Origin of the sequence: Thermobifida sp. (assembly GCF_017577275.1) — a bacterium.
Lineage (GTDB): Bacteria > Actinomycetota > Actinomycetes > Streptosporangiales > Streptosporangiaceae > Thermobifida > Thermobifida fusca.
In genome coordinates this window covers 25,894-40,432 of record NZ_PITY01000029.1, presented here as the reverse complement: position 1 = coordinate 40,432, position 14,539 = coordinate 25,894, and the positions used below count along the sequence as shown (strand labels likewise).

At 68.7% G+C, this 14,539-nt stretch carries 11 protein-coding genes; 2 read left to right on the top strand and 9 right to left on the bottom strand.

Going from position 1 to position 14,539, the window contains the following annotated elements; genetic code table 11:
* Nucleotides 1–107: 107 nt before the first annotated feature.
* The gene (locus CW348_RS14135; RefSeq protein WP_016187995.1) at nucleotides 108–1,895 is read right to left on the bottom strand and encodes a phosphoenolpyruvate carboxykinase (GTP); all 1,788 of its coding nucleotides are present in this window, start codon (nucleotides 1,893–1,895) and stop codon (nucleotides 108–110) included.
* A gap of 518 nt (nucleotides 1,896–2,413) precedes the next feature.
* Nucleotides 2,414–3,658: a PHB depolymerase family esterase gene (locus CW348_RS14130; RefSeq protein ID WP_016187994.1), complete on the bottom strand. Its 1,245-nt coding sequence runs from the start codon at nucleotides 3,656–3,658 to the stop codon at nucleotides 2,414–2,416.
* 236 nt (nucleotides 3,659–3,894) lie between these two features.
* On the opposite strand from CW348_RS14130, the gene CW348_RS14125 reads away from it, so the two are divergent.
* Nucleotides 3,895–4,710 carry a 3-hydroxybutyrate dehydrogenase gene (locus CW348_RS14125; protein ID WP_011290528.1) on the top strand — a complete coding sequence of 272 codons (816 nt, stop codon included), beginning with the start codon at nucleotides 3,895–3,897 and terminating at the stop codon, nucleotides 4,708–4,710.
* The gene (locus tag CW348_RS14120) at nucleotides 4,695–6,641 is read left to right on the top strand and encodes a helix-turn-helix domain-containing protein (protein WP_104612978.1); all 1,947 of its coding nucleotides are present in this window, start codon (nucleotides 4,695–4,697) and stop codon (nucleotides 6,639–6,641) included. Before CW348_RS14125 ends, CW348_RS14120 begins: the two co-directional genes overlap by 16 nt.
* Here the strand turns inward: CW348_RS14120 and CW348_RS14115 are convergent.
* The 7 genes from CW348_RS14115 to CW348_RS14085 form a co-directional block, all read right to left on the bottom strand.
* Nucleotides 6,573–7,448, bottom strand: a complete 876-nt coding sequence (locus CW348_RS14115; RefSeq protein ID WP_011290526.1) for an alpha/beta fold hydrolase — start codon at nucleotides 7,446–7,448, stop codon at nucleotides 6,573–6,575. The two genes, CW348_RS14120 and CW348_RS14115, sit on opposite strands and share 69 nt — an antisense overlap.
* Nucleotides 7,449–7,592: 144 nt before the next feature.
* Nucleotides 7,593–8,717 (bottom strand): branched-chain amino acid ABC transporter permease, encoded by a 1,125-nt coding sequence (locus CW348_RS14110; RefSeq protein WP_011290525.1) that lies wholly within the window; start codon nucleotides 8,715–8,717, stop codon nucleotides 7,593–7,595.
* The gene (locus CW348_RS14105; protein ID WP_011290524.1) at nucleotides 8,714–9,610 is read right to left on the bottom strand and encodes a branched-chain amino acid ABC transporter permease; all 897 of its coding nucleotides are present in this window, start codon (nucleotides 9,608–9,610) and stop codon (nucleotides 8,714–8,716) included. Before CW348_RS14105 ends, CW348_RS14110 begins: the two co-directional genes overlap by 4 nt.
* Nucleotides 9,607–10,353 carry an ABC transporter ATP-binding protein gene (locus CW348_RS14100; RefSeq protein ID WP_011290523.1) on the bottom strand — a complete coding sequence of 249 codons (747 nt, stop codon included), beginning with the start codon at nucleotides 10,351–10,353 and terminating at the stop codon, nucleotides 9,607–9,609. Before CW348_RS14100 ends, CW348_RS14105 begins: the two co-directional genes overlap by 4 nt.
* Nucleotides 10,350–11,120 (bottom strand): ABC transporter ATP-binding protein, encoded by a 771-nt coding sequence (locus CW348_RS14095; RefSeq protein WP_016187991.1) that lies wholly within the window; start codon nucleotides 11,118–11,120, stop codon nucleotides 10,350–10,352. The genes CW348_RS14100 and CW348_RS14095 overlap by 4 nt, the downstream gene beginning before the upstream one ends.
* A gap of 4 nt (nucleotides 11,121–11,124) precedes the next feature.
* Nucleotides 11,125–12,309 carry a substrate-binding domain-containing protein gene (locus tag CW348_RS14090; RefSeq protein ID WP_011290521.1) on the bottom strand — a complete coding sequence of 395 codons (1,185 nt, stop codon included), beginning with the start codon at nucleotides 12,307–12,309 and terminating at the stop codon, nucleotides 11,125–11,127.
* Between the two features lie 292 nt (nucleotides 12,310–12,601).
* A complete protein-coding gene (locus CW348_RS14085) occupies nucleotides 12,602–14,461 on the bottom strand; it encodes a MinD/ParA family protein (RefSeq protein ID WP_016187990.1) in 1,860 nt (619 codons plus the stop codon).
* Between the last annotated feature and the right edge of the window lie 78 nt (nucleotides 14,462–14,539).

The window sequence follows — 14,539 nt, the reverse complement described above, 5'->3', positions numbered from 1 at the left end:
CGCAAACCGTTGGCCCCCTCCACGCCGTTGTGGAGGGGGCCAACGTGTGCCGTGACGCCGACGAGGTGAAACCACGGGGAGGTCGCCGACGTCACGCCTGGCAGCGGCTAGCCGAGCCGCTGACGCAGCGCCTCATACTCGTCCCACAGCTCCTTGGGCAGGCGGTCCCCGAAGGAGTTGAAGAAGTCGGGGACCAGGTCGGCTTCCTGACGCCAGACCTCGCGGTCCACCGACAGCAGCAGCTCCAAGTCCTCCTGGGAGATGTCCAGGCCCTCGGTGTCGAGCGCCTCAGGCGTGGGCACCCGGCCGATCGGGGTGTCCTGGGCTGCTGCCTTGCCTTCGAGCCGTTCGATGATCCACTTGATCACGCGGCTGTTCTCGCCGAAGCCCGGCCAGATGAACTTGCCCTCGTCGTTCTTCCGGAACCAGTTCACGTAGTAGATCCGGGGCAGTTTGTCCGGGTCGGTCTGGCGGCCGATCTTCAGCCAGTGGCCGAAGTAGTCGCCCATGTTGTAGCCGCAGAACGGCAGCATCGCGAACGGGTCGCGGCGCAGTTCACCGACCTTGCCTTCAGCGGCGGCAGTGCGCTCGGAGGCCACGTTCGCGCCCAGGTAGACGCCGTGCTGCCAGTTGAACGCCTCGACGACGAGCGGCACCGCGGTGGCGCGGCGGCCGCCGAACAGGATCACTGAGATCGGCACCCCGTTGGGGTCTTCCCATTCGGGGGCGATCGTGGGCGCCTGCGAAGCGGGGGTGGTGAACCGGGCGTTGGGGTGCGCGGCGGGCTCGCCGGAGTCGGGGGTCCAGTCGCGGCCCCGCCAGTCGGTCAGGTGTGCGGGAGGCTCGTCGGTGAGGCCCTCCCACCACACGTCCCCGTCGTCGGTCAACGCCACGTTGGTGAAGATGCTGTTGCCCCACAGCGCCTTGACCGCGTTGGCGTTGGTGGACTCGCCGGTGCCGGGGGCGACCCCGAAGAAGCCGTACTCCGGGTTGATGGCGTAGAGGCGGCCGTCTTCCCCGAACCGCATCCACGCGATGTCGTCGCCGATCGTCTCCACCTTCCACCCGGGGATGGTCGGTTGGAGCATGGCGAGGTTGGTCTTCCCGCAGGCGCTGGGGAACGCCGCGGCAATGTAGCGGGGTTCGCCCGACGGCGGGGTGACTTTGATGATGAGCATGTGCTCGGCCAGCCAGCCTTCGTCGCGTGCCATCACCGAGGCGATGCGCAGCGCGTAGCACTTCTTGCCGAGCAGCGCGTTGCCGCCGTAGCCGGAGCCGTAGGACCAGATCTCCCGGGTCTCAGGGAAGTGCGTGATGTACTTGGTGGAGTTGCACGGCCACGGCACGTCCTTCTGGCCGGGCTCCAGGGGGGCGCCCACGGAGTGGACCGCTTTGACGAAGGTGCCGCGCTCCTCGATGAGGCGCAGTGCGGGCGCGCCCATCCGGGTCATGATGCGCATCGACACCACGACATAGGGGGAATCGGTGATCTCCACGCCGAGCTGGGAGATCTTGCCGCCGAGCGGTCCCATGCAGAAGGGCACCACGTACATGGTGCGGCCGCGCATGCATCCGGTGAAGATCTCCTTGAGGGTGGCGCGCATTTCGGCGGGGTCCACCCAGTTGTTGGTGGGCCCGGCGTCCTCTTGGCGCTCTGAGCAGATGAAGGTGCGGTCCTCGACTCGGGCGACGTCGCTGGGGTCGGAGCGGCAGTAGAAGCTGTTCGGGCGGAGCTCTTCGTTGAGCCGGATCAGGGTTCCCTGTTCGACGAGCTGGGAGGTGAGTCGCTCCCACTCGGCGTCCGAACCGTCACACCAGACCACTTCGTCCGGTTGTGTCAGTTCCGCGATCTCGCGTACCCAGTCGACTAGTTCCTGATGGCTAGTCGGAGCCACGTTATTTCCGTGGACCGCAGTAGTCACGATTCCTCCTCCTCAGGGGTCGTTTCAAATGATGAACGATCACCCCCTATTACCACCAGTTGGCATAGACCTTGGACTAGACCTTTGCCGCGCTTATGGACTAGACCATTTGGGGGTTGTGCAATGTGTTCTCCACCCGCTGCAGAGTTTCTCTTGCACGGGTTTTATTTCAGCAGCTGCCCACGTCACAGGGGATGAACACGGAATACTGCGGGGTAGGTCACGGTGTTGTGATAGCGGAAGGAGTTCCCTTGGAGCCGGTTTTTCAGAAAGCGCGGAAGGGAATTCCCTGAGGGCGCATCCGAGACAGTTTGAAAAAGAGCATAGATGCCCGGTTCGAATCGGGCTCACCGGGGTAAGTCAAAAACTCTCGGCAGTCATTCCGGTGTTTTCCGTGGCGGTTTCCCGGCGCGAGTGGAGGGCTGAGATACGCGCGGGCGGCCGGGGTCGCGCCCCGGCCGCCACGGGCTGACACGGTGGTCATGGTCGGATCAGCATCCGGATACGCGCTCCCAGTAGCCGGGAGAGGTTTCCTGGACGGACGTGATGACGTAGATGTTCCACAGGCCGAGCAGGTCGTTGCCGCCCACGCTGTAAGCGTAGCCGTAGCTGACGTAGGCACGGCCTTCAGCCACGTGCTGGTAGTTGTTCGCCGTCACGCACTCCCCCGCGGGCGGAGTGGTCGGGGACGGGCTGGGCGACGGGGACGGAGAAGGGGACGGGGACGGCTGCGGATCGCCGTCGAGTTCCCAGAACTGGATCGTGTGGTAGGTGGAGCAGATCGTGTCGAGGAAGTAGGCGCCGGCGGTGCCGCACTGGTCCGTGCCGGACCCCGGGTCCACGGGAGTGCCGTGCCCCATGCCGGAGACCAGGTAGCGGGCGACCACGTCGCGTCCGGAACTGTCCTGGTAGTACTCGACGGTGGTGTTCGCGCCGAGGTTGGCGGTCCGCGCGGGGGTTTGCCCGATACCCCACACGTTGGTCCACTGGTCGCGGGAGGACTGCGCATTCTTGGGGGTCACGACCGTGTCCGCGGTGCCGTGCCAGATGGCGACGCGCGGCCACGGTCCCTGCCAGCCCGGGTTCTTAGCGCGCACGAGGTCGCCCCACTGCTTGGGGGTGAGGTTGCGGCCGGAGAACATGCACGTGGTCGCGTCCAGCAGGCTGCTGGCGCAGCCGGTGGGGATTCCGGCGACGATGCTTCCCCCGGCGAACACGTCCGGGTAGGCCGCGAGCATCTCGGAGGCCATGGCGCCGCCCGCGGACAGGCCGGAGATGTAGACGCGCTCCTCATCCAGGCTGTAGGTGCGCACCGCGTAGTCGACCATGGAGCGGATGGACTGTGCTTCACCGGAGCCGCGCGCCGTGTCGGACTTCTGGAACCAGTTGAAGCACGAGGAGCTGTTGTTCGCTGATTTCTGCTCTGCGTAGACGAGGGCGAAGCCGAGGCTGTCGGCGTACTTGGCCCAGCCGGAGTGGGCGTGGTAGGTGGCGGCGTCCTGGGAGCATCCGTGGAGGAGGACGACGAGCGGGGCGTTGTCGGGGAGGGTGGCGGGCCGGTAGACGTACATGTTCAGGTTGCCCGGGTTGGAGCCGAACGCGGACACCTGGGTGAGGGTGGCGGCTTCCGCGCGGGGGGCGAGGGCAGTGGTGCCGAGAAGGGCGGCGCCCAGGCCGAGGACAGCGGTCAGCGCCACCCATACCCGGGCGGGTATGCGTCGGGTCAGGTGCAGCATGGTGCCTCCGTTGGAAAGACCCTGCGGGGGACACGGGTTCGGCCGAACACCAGTGCCCACACCCTACGAACAATGTGACCTAAATAACATGTGTCTGGTGTGGAGGTTGCGGCGACACGACCCGTGAAGACCCCACACAGCTCTCCCCCACATAGCCGAACGCCACATAGAACCGCCCAACCCTGTGGTGGCCGCCCATATCAGCGACGAACCTCACAAAACCTACATTGAGGCCCATGACACCGCATGACACTCGTCCCGACACGGCCGCACCCCCCACCTCCGCTGCGGCCGGGACCTCTGTTGACGTGGACCTCACCGGCCGGACCGCTCTCGTAACCGGCGCTGCCAGCGGCATCGGCCGCGCCTGCGCGACCCGCCTAGCCGCCGCCGGGGCCACCGTCCGCCTCGTCGACCTCAACCGGGAAGCCCTCGACGAACTCGCCCAGCGCGGAATAGGCGAACCCCACCACGTAGACCTCACCGACCTGGACGCGGTCGACACTGTGGCACGCGGCGTCGACATCGTCGTCAACAACGCTGGAGTGCAGACAGTCTGCCCCGTCCACGAATTCCCCCCGGAACGCTTCTCCATGATGGTGAAACTCATGCTGGAAGCCCCGTTCCGGATCGTGCGGGCCGCGCTGCCGCACATGTACGCGCGCAACTGGGGGCGGATCATCAACATCTCCTCCGTGCACGGGCTGCGGGCCTCCGCCTACAAGTCCGCCTACGTGGCCGCCAAACACGGTTTGGAAGGCTTCTCCAAAGTCGTCGCCCTCGAAGGCGCCCCGCACGGAGTCACCTCCAACTGCATCAACCCCGGCTACGTGCGCACCCCCCTCGTGGAACAGCAGATCGCCGACCAGGCGCGCGCCCACGGGATCCCCGCCAGCGACGTAGTGGAAACCGTGCTGCTGGCCCGCAGCCCCATCAAACGGCTCATCGAACCCGCCGAAGTCGCTGAAATGGTGGCCTACCTGTGCTGTCCCGAGGCGTCTTTCATCAACGGCGCCTCCCTGACCATTGATGGAGCATGGAGCGCGAGCTGAACAACACCCCGGTTCCCCCCGAAGACGACCCGTGGGCGGTAGACGCCCAGTCGGCCTTCCTGGAACTTTTGCTGCGCGACGCTCCCGCGGTCGAATACGAACGGCCGCTGCTGGAAGCCCGTGCCCGCGGGGACACCCCGGAAACCCTGGCCCGGTTGGAACGCGCCAAACTCCTGGCGCTACGGGTCCGCTCCGTCCTCCGCGACCTGCAGCGCCGCGAATCCGAACTCACGGCCCTGTTCGAAACCGCTAACGACCTGACCGGGATGCGCAGCCTCGACCAGATGCTGCGCGCCATCGTGGACCGGGCCCGCCACCTCCTCAACACCGACGTCGCCTACCTGACACTCAGCGACCCGGAACGCGGGGACACCTACATGCGGGTGACGTCCGGTTCCGTCTCAGCCCGCTTCCAGCAGCTACGCCTCGGCCACGGGGAAGGTCTGGGCGGCCTGGTCGCCCAGACCGCCCTCCCCTATGTCACCGCCAACTACTTCGCGGACACCCGGTTCCAGCACACCGAGCACATCGACGCGGGGGTGCGCGAAGAAGGCCTGGTCGCGATCCTCGGCGTGCCGCTCCAACTCAACGGCCGTGTCATCGGCGTCCTGTTCGCCGCCAACCGGCGGGAACGGCCGTTCTCCCACGCGGAAGTAGCCCTGTTGAGCTCGCTGGCCACGCACGCGGCGATCGCTATCGACAACGCCAACCTCATCGACGACACCCGGCGGGCGCTCGCCGAACTCAACACCGTCAACCAGCGGCTCCAAGAACACACCGAATCCGTGGAACGCGCCGCGGCAGCCCACGACCGGCTCACCGACCTCGTGCTGCGCGGCGGCGGGATCGAAGAAGTCGCGGCCGCAGTCGGCGACGTCCTCGGCGGCCAAGTGTGCATCCACGACCTCAACACGGCCGCCACTCCCCCGCCCTGCTGCGAGGACCCTGCCGTTGCCGAAGCCGTGCAGACCGCGCTGCACAGCGGCCGCACCGCCCGCGCCGGGGATGCGTGGGTGGCAGCGGCCGCAGCCGGCAGTGAACTGCTCGGCATGCTCGTCCTGCGCGGCATCGAACCCGACATCACCGGCCAGCGCATCCTGGAACGCGCCGCCGTCGTCACCGCGCTGCTGCTGCTCATCCGCCGTTCCGCAACCGAAGCGGAGCACCGGGTCCGCGGCGACCTGCTCGACGAACTCTTGGACACCCCGGACCGGGACCCCGAGTCGCTGCGGCAGCGCGCGGCCCGCCTCGGCGCGAACCTCACCGTCCCCCACGTGGTTGCGGTCGCGGAATCCCCCGGTGCTGATGTGGGGCGGCTGCGCCTCGCCGCCATGCACATCGCTGAAACCACGGGCGGGCTCGCCGGGATCCGCGGCGGCCGGGTCGTGCTCGTCCTGCCCGGCACCGACCCCACCACGGTGGGCCGCCGTATCGGCGCTGACCTGGGGGTCGCGGTCAACGGTCCGGTGACCGTGGGGGTGGCGGGGCCGGTCGAAGCCCTGCCCGGATTCCGGTCCTCGTTCACCGAGGCGCTGCGCTGCCTGCAAACCCTGCAGGCCCTGGGGCGCACCGGGGAAGTCGCCGCCCCCACCGACCTAGGGTTCCTCGGGCTGCTGCTCGGTGACGACCGGGACGTCGACGGGTTCGTCACCGCCACCCTGGGCCCGCTGCTGGACTACGACGCCCGCCGGAAGACCGCGCTCGTGGACACGCTGCGCGCCTATTTCGCGGCGGGCGGCAACCTGTCGCGCGCCAAAGACGCGCTGCACGTCCACGTCAACACGGTCTCCCAGCGGTTGGAGCGGATCTCCCAGCTCATCGGCGACGACTGGCAGGAGCCCAGCCGGGCCTTGGAGATCCAGCTAGCGCTCCGCCTCCATGGTCTGCTGGACCGCGGTGTGGATTTGGGCGGCAACCGTGGCCGCGGTTGACGAGAACAGCGGCGTGTAGTGGTTGTCGTCCGGCAGCTCCACCAACTGCACTCCGCTGCCGTCCAACGCGGCGAGCCGCTCCGCCGTGTACAGCCCGGGGGTTTCGTCCAAGAGTCCGCGCGCCGCCCACATCAGCCACGCCGGGCACGGCAGGGCACGGATCGCCCCCAGCACTTCCGGATCCTCCAATACTTGGGCGCCGTCGATCCGCACCGCGTCCGCCACACAACTGGACCGCATCTCCGGGGGGTCCCCCACCAGGTCGCGTTGCACATAGGTGTCGGCCCACGTGTTCCACCGGCCCGCGAACGCGGGATGCTTCTGCCAGAAAGAACGGTAAGTGTCCCGGTCGGCGAACGTCATCGACAGTCGAGCCATTGCCGGGCCGATCACCTGCTGGATGTCGGTTCCCGGCGGGGCAGGCAGCCCGAACCCGCCGTCGACGAGCACCACCCCTGCCACCCGGTCGGGATGGCGGACCGCAGCCAGGCAGGCCACGAACGCACCCATGGAATGCCCGACCAGCACCGTGCGGTCCACGCCCACCGCGTCCAACAAGGCCATCGTGTCGGCGACGTGCGCCCCCAGCCCGTACGGGCCGGGCAAGTGGGCGCTGCGGGCCCGGCCCCGCAGGTCGGGGGCGAGCAGCGCCAGCGTGTCGGGAAGCTCGGCGGCGACCCGGGCGAACGAGTGCCCGTTAGCGGTGATGCCGTGCAAAGCCACGACGGGCAGCGCCTCAGCAGATCCCCACCGGGTGACGGTGAGGGCGCCACCCGCCACGTCCACGGTGAATTCAGTTCCGGTCACGACACGACTCCTCAAACGGTTACCGGGTGCGAGACGGCCGGTTCCGAACCGTACGCCCGCCAGGGAACGGCCCGGAACCGGCCCGCGGCCCCCGCTAGGTGAGGGAACTTGACGGTTGCACAGCAGGGGCCGGGCTTGGGACGGCTATGCCGCGGCGGCGCGGCGGCGCAGCGCCGCATGGATCCGGGAAGGCAGTGCGGCAAGCCCGCCGGGGAAGAAGAACACCAGCAGCACGAAAAGCGTGCCGAGGATGAACAGCGGCTGGCTCAGCGGGGCGCGCACCACCGCGGGCAGACCGTCGAACACGTCCGAGGCCGCCAACTGCAGCAGCCGGTGGTCGACGTAGGTGTAGACGACCGCGCCCACCAGGGGCCCCCAGCGGGTGCCCGCGCCGCCCAGCGACACCATCACCAGCAGGGTCAGCGTGAACTCGGCGGTGGTGATCGCCGGAGTGACCCCGCCGGACACGACCAGGTAGACCACCCCGCCCAGGGAGGCGAGCGCGCCCGCGACCGTGAACGCGGCCAGCTTGTACGGGTAAGGGTTGACGCCCAGCACCGAGACCCGCTGCTCGTTGGCGCGAATCCCCTGCCAGACCCGGCCCACCGGGGTGGCGCTCAGCCACCACACCACGCCCAGCGCCACCACCACGTAGCCGACAGCCAGCCAGTACAGGTTGACCGTGTTGACCACGCCGATGAACGCGTCCGGCACCAGGTCCGGGTTGAGCGACAGCCCTTCCTCGCCCCCGGTCATCCGCCCCGGGTCGCGGACCACCAGGATCGACCCGGCCTGCGCGAACGCCAAGGTCACCATGGCCAGGGCGATGCCGGAGACACGCAGCGAGATCGCGCCCAACACCAAGGCCAGCAGGGTGCCGGAAGCCACGGCGATCAGCGCCGACCACAGCAGCGGCAGCTCCAGAATCCCCATGAGCAGCACCGCCAGGTAGGCGCCGGCCGCAAAGTAGAGGGCGTGCCCGAACGACAGCAGCCCCACCCGCCCGTACAGCAGGTCGTAGCTGGTGGCGAGCCCGCCCAGGACAAGGCAGGTGGCGAGCACGTGCAGCGTGGACGGGCTGTTCAAAGTGCCTTCGAACAGGCCGGGAATCCGCAGCGTGGAAAACGGCAGGGACAGCAGCACCACCGCGACCACGGCCGGGGCCACCCACGCGGGAACCCGCCGGGGGCGGCGCACCGCCTCGGCGACCGGTGCGGCGGGGGCGGCAGGGGCCTCGGTTGTGTGCTTGGTGTCGGTGTCGACGTTCATGCCACCCTCCCGGCGGTTGCTTTGGCGAGCCCGCCCTGCCGTGTCAACAGCACTGCGGCGAGCACGATCACCACGGCGATGTCGCCGAGCCCGGCGACGGTGTAGTAGTTGGCGAACTGCTGGACCATGCCGACCGCGACCGACGCGACCGCGCAGCCCACCGTGGACGTGGTACCGCCGATCACGACCACGATGAACGCGAAGACCAGCAGGGACGTGCCTTGGAACGGGGTGATCACCCCGAAGTAGAGGCCGCCGAGCGCGCCCGCGAGCGCGGCCGCGGCCCCGCCGATCGCGAACACCAAGGTGAAGGACTTGCGCACGTCGATACCAAGCGCGGTGACCATGGCCCGGTCCTCCACTCCGGCGCGCACGATCAGGCCGTAGCGGGTGCGGGTTCCGAACAGCAGCAGCCCGGCGAGGACCAGGGCAGCAACCGCGATCAGCAGGAACCGGTCGGTGGGAATGGCCGCGCCAAGCAGAGTCACCGTGCCGGAGACGAGCTCCGGGCGGGGGAACGGCAGCGGGTCCGCGCCCCAGATCGCTTGCACGAGAGCGGGGACCGCCAAGCTGAGTCCGACAGTGACGAGGATCTGCTCCCGGTGCCGCCCGTACAAGGGGCGGATCACCCCGAGTTCGACGAGGGTGGCAGCGAGCGTGCCCGCAGCAACCCCGAACGCTACAGCGACAAGGAAACCGACCCCGTCCCCGCCTGCGCCAGGCAGATAGACGCTGGCCCACCACGTGGCGTAGGCGCCGATGGTCAAAAACGCGCCGTGCGCGAAGTTCAGCACATCCATCAGGCCGAAGATGAGGGACAGGCCTGAAGCGATGAGGAAGTAGAGCGCGCCGAGCCCGAGCCCGGTCACGACGAGCAAGACAACGGTACTCATGCGGCTCCTCCCGGCTGGCCGTGTGCGGGAACGGAGGTTTTGGACACGCCGAGCAGTTCCCGGGTGCGTTCGGCGTCGTCCAGCAGGTCGAGCACGTTGCCGGTGTGCACGACCCGGCCGGCGTCCACGACCACGGCCTGCCCGGCCACCCGGCGCACCAGCGCCAAGTTCTGCTCGACAAGCAGCACCGGCACTTCTTCCGCGATCCGGGCGACCGCGTCCGCCACCTCCGCAACCACCCGCGGGGCAAGCCCTTTCGTGGGCTCGTCCACGATGAGCAGCCGGTTGTCGTTGAGCAGGACGCGGCCGATGGCGAGCATCTGCTGCTGGCCGCCGGACAGGGTGCCCGCGGGCTGGTTGGCGCGCCGCGCCAGCTCGGGGAAAAGGTCGTGCACGAGGTCGTAGCGGGGGGTGTGCCCGCGCCGCTCCGCCAGCCGCAGGTTCTCGGCCACGGTCAGCCCGGCGAACACGCCCCGGTCTTCCGGCACATAGCCGATGCCCATCGCGGCGATCGCGTGCGTGGGGTCGGCGGTGATGTCGCGGCCAGCGAACACGATCCGACCGGTGCGCGGCACCAGTCCGAGAATCGCTTTGACGGTCGTGGTCTTGCCGACCCCGTTACGGCCGAGCAGCGAAGTGACCCCGTGGTCAGCAACGGTGAACGACACCCCTTGCAGGATGTGGGAGCCCTCGATCCACACGTGCACATCGGCGACGTCCACCAGCGGCTCGGCGGCGGTCACAGCGCATCCCCAAGGTAGGCGGCTTGGACCCGCGAGTCCGCCATGGCGGTGTCCGGGTCGGCCAGGGCGAGGAGCGCGCCGTGGTGCATGACGGCCAGGCGGTCGGCCATATCGAGCAGCACCTCCATGTGGTGTTCGACCATGAGCACCGTGCAGCCTTGTTCGCGGTGCACGGTGCGGATGACGTCGACGAGTTCACCGATCTCCCCCGCGCTCACCCCGGCCATGGGTTCGTCGAGCAGGATGACGCGGGGTTCGCGGGCCAGCAGCAGCGCGAGTTCGAGCTTGCGTTTGTCGCCGTGGGACAGGTCTCCGGCGAGTGCGTCGGCCCGGTGGGAGAGCCGGACCAGGTCCAAAACCCGGCTAATCTCGGGCCCGGTCACGGGGGTGGCGCGCTGCCAGAAGCGGCGCGACTCCCCCAACCGGGCCTGGACCGCTAGACCGACGTTCGCGCCAACGGACAGGTCAGCGAAGACGCTGGAGGTCTGGAAGGTGCGGCCCAGGCCCAGGCGGGCCCTCCGGTGCGGCGGGAGCCGGGTGATGTCGGTCCCCAGCAGTTCCACGGTGCCGCGGGTGGGCCGGGTCAGCCCGGACACCAGGTTGAACAGCGAGGTTTTCCCGGCTCCGTTGGGGCCGATGACGGCGAGGAATTCACCGTCGGAGACGGTCATGGACACGCCGTCCACGATGACGGCGCCGCCAACCGACCAGCTCAGGTCGTTGAGGACCAGGACCGGGGCTGGTGGAGAGGGGGTGGGGGAGGTCATCACGTCACTCCGCGACTGGGGGTTCCACGTCGGCGGCAGGGATTTCCGCGATCAGTTCGGGGACAGCGTCTGCGCCGCTGCCGACCAACCGCACCTGGTACATGGGCTGGAGGAGCGCGTGGTCTTCCGCCCGGATGGTCAGGGTGCCTTTCACGCCTTCGAAGGTCCAGCCTTCCAGGGCTTTGATCCGCTCCTCGGTGGTGTCGCCTTCAGAGATGGCGTGCACGATCATCTGCGCGGCGGTGAACCCGTCGGGGGTGAACAGGTCTACTTCACCGCCGTTGTCTTCGACGAATTCGCGCATCATCTGCTCGGCTTCGGTCTGCGCGGCCCCGTCGAAGTAGTGGGAGAGGAAGGAGATCTTGCCTTCAGCTTCGCCGAACACCGGGTAGGACGCTTTGATGTCCAGTCCGGTGACGACCTCGGTGGCGTCGAGGACCCCCTGCTGGTTGAGGGCCTTCCACATGGCGGAGGCGGTCTCCCCCGCCCACGCCACGAACAGCAGGTCAGGGTCGGCTTGGCGGACCTGTTCCGCGAACGGGGTCAGGTCGGTGGTGTCAGGCGGGGCGAGGACACTGTCCACGGTGGCGCCCTGGGCTTCGAGGACGGTGGTGACCGCGTCCACGTTGTCCTGGCCGAACGCGTTCTGCTGGGCGAAGACGATGACGTTCTTGCCTTCGGGGTCGTCCATGAAAGAACCCGCGGCGAGAATGTCCTGGTAGGTCTGGCGGCCGGAACGGAACGTGTAGTCGTTGATGCCGGTGATGGCATCGGTGGCGGCCGGTCCAGAGATGAACAGCACCTTGTTCTGTTCGGCGAGCGGGGCGACTTGGACGGCCACGCCGGACGCGGTGGACCCGGCGATGATGTCGTAGCCTTCGCCGATGAGTTCCCGGGCCGCGGACACCGCCTTGGTGGGGTCGCCAGCGTCATCCCGGGTGGTGACTTCGATGGGCCGGCCGTCGACTTCCATGGTGCCGCCGGTGGCGTATTCGAGTCCGGCTTCGAAGCCCTGGTAGTACTGCTCGCCGTAGGTGGCGAGCGGCCCGCTCATGGAGTAGACGAGGCCGATTTTGATGGGGCCGTCAGCGTCGCCTGTGGCGGCGCTCTCCGGGCTGCCGCAGGCGGTGAGGACGAGAGCACCGGCGCAGAGCGCGGCTGCGAAAGGTGCGTAAGGGGGATAACGCATGGTCTCCTCCAGGTGTCCCCGCCACCCTGCGGGCGGCGGTGGGGACGGCAGGATCAGGGGTGTGCCACCGAAGGTAGAGAAGAAGTGATGTGATTCACATGTTGCTGTGGCACATATTGAACCGCGAATCGGTGTCTTCAACCCCTATCGGAGGAGCCGCACACGGCGCCGCACCCCGGAGGAAAAGCGGGCATACGCGCGGGCATGCTGATGCGCACCGACACGGTGTGTTGGTGCGCGACGCTGCTCCGTGTTCTTCCCTATTGCCTAAGGCACGCCAGCCCCGCGGCGGTCACCGCGGCCAGGCGAACGCCTCCCCCACGGTGGCGGCCAGTTCCAGGTAGGCGTCGTGGGTGCTCGGCTGCAGCCGGTCCAAGTAGATTTCGGCGCCCTCATCCAGGTGCGGATCCCACGGCACGCGCACTACGGCGCGGCATCGGGACGCGAAATGCTCCTCCAACCGCTGCAAGTCCACGTTGGACTTGCTGTTGCGGCGCACCATGGACATCACCACGACCGCGCCCCGCACCAGTGACCCGTAGTCGTGGGCGTCTAACCAGTCGAGTGTGGCGGACGCGCTGCGCGCTCCGTCCACCGACGGGGTGGAGACCACGATGATCTGGTCGGCCAGGCCAAGCACGCCCCGCATCGCCGAGTGCAGCAGCCCGGTGCCGCAGTCGGTGAGCGTGATCGAGTAGAAGTGCTCGACGATCCGGGCGACCTCACGGTAGTCGTATTCGCTGAGCGCTTCGGAGACGGCAGGATCCTGGTCTGAGGCGAGCACTTCCAGCCGGGACGGGGCCTGGGACGTGAACGCGCGGATGTCGGCGTACCGGGAGATCGTGTCCTTCTCGTTGAGCAGGTCCCGGATCGTGGTGGGAGTCTCCAAGTGGAGTTTGTCCGACAGGGTGCCCCGGTCCGGGTTGGCGTCAATGGCGAGTACGCGGTCGCCACGCAGGGACGCCAGCATGGATCCGAGGGCAGCGGTCGTCGTGGTCTTGCCGACCCCGCCTTTGAGGGAGAGCACCGCAACCCGGTGGTGGCCGCCCACCACATGGGTGCAGGCTCGGGCGATCATCTCCTGGCGGCGGCGTTCCGCCCGCGAGTTCCCCGGGTTGATGAGGCCGAAGGTGATCGACCGCACGGCCCGCCGCCACCCGGTGACCGCGCCGGGACGGTAGCCGCCGCTCCACTCCCGGCCCGGGGTGACCACGGGCGGGGCGAACGTCGCGGGACCGGTGGCGCTGTTCCCCTGCGACGGGGAGGACAACCACGGGGGTGTCTTCGCGGACGCGGGCCTGGAAGGCGTGGGCGACGCTGCCGTAGACCGCGGGGTCTCCGGGTCCGTGGTCCGCGGGTCGTGGACTGGTGGAGGCGGCGTGTCTTCCCGGCGCGGCGGGTGAGGGTCACGCCAGGCTGGGGCGGCAGGCGGGGGCGTCGTCGGGGCCGGGCCCGGCGGGGGAGTGGTCAATGCCCCGGAGAAGTCCAGCGGGGGAAGCGGTTCCGGCTCGGGAACGTCCTCGGGCGGGGGCGGCGGGGGAGCGGACCGCTGCTGGGCTTCTTCCAGCAACTGGCGGAGCTGCGGCCGGTTACGGCCGAAGCGCGACCGCACCGATTCGGCGGGCGAGTCATCCGCCTTCGGCGCCGAGGATTCCGGGGAGTGGGCTTCGCTGCCGGGGCCGCTCGCATCGGGCACGGCGGGGGACGGCGGTCCTGTTTCCGGTCCGCCCCGGGTGGCGTCGGCCCGGAACAAGTCCGGGGACGACACGGTAGGGAGCGGGTCCGGCGGCAGGTCAGGCGACGGGGCTGCCGGCGCAGGCCCGTCGAACTGCCGCGGTGGGGAAGGCTGCGGCTGGGCGAGCGGACCGGGCGGCGCCAGCTGGCCGGGACCGTGGCTGTCGCCGGAGGACTGGTCCGCGAACGGGGCAGGCTCGGGGGGAGATGAGGTGGTCGGAGCCGGTTCAGGGCTCAGTTTTTGGGCATAGGGTGGGGGAGGGGCAAGGTCCAAGTCGAAATCGTCGTCGCCGAACCACTCGTCGGCTCCCTCGTAGCGGTCCTCCCCTAGCTCGGTGTCGACCGCGGGATCCTCGTATCGCGAGCGCGGCGAACGAGCACCGAAGTGTTCGGAACCGTCGTGCTCTTCGTAGGACACCGCGCCACTCCTCAGGACATTCCGCAGACCGTACTGGGTATGCGTGGTATTTGGCTATTTCATAGTCGAAAGACGGTG

Excerpts from the sequence above, each read along its gene's own strand:
- CW348_RS14130 (WP_016187994.1), bottom strand. The coding sequence starts at position 3,658 with ATGCTGCACCTGACCCGACGCATACCCGCCCGGGTATGGGTGGCGCTG.
- CW348_RS14125 (WP_011290528.1), top strand. The coding sequence starts at position 3,895 with ATGACACCGCATGACACTCGTCCCGACACGGCCGCACCCCCCACCTCC.
- CW348_RS14120 (WP_104612978.1), top strand. The coding sequence starts at position 4,695 with ATGGAGCGCGAGCTGAACAACACCCCGGTTCCCCCCGAAGACGACCCG.
- CW348_RS14110 (WP_011290525.1), bottom strand. The coding sequence starts at position 8,717 with ATGAACGTCGACACCGACACCAAGCACACAACCGAGGCCCCTGCCGCC.
- CW348_RS14105 (WP_011290524.1), bottom strand. The coding sequence starts at position 9,610 with ATGAGTACCGTTGTCTTGCTCGTCGTGACCGGGCTCGGGCTCGGCGCG.
- CW348_RS14095 (WP_016187991.1), bottom strand. The coding sequence starts at position 11,120 with ATGACCTCCCCCACCCCCTCTCCACCAGCCCCGGTCCTGGTCCTCAAC.
- CW348_RS14090 (WP_011290521.1), bottom strand. The coding sequence starts at position 12,309 with ATGCGTTATCCCCCTTACGCACCTTTCGCAGCCGCGCTCTGCGCCGGT.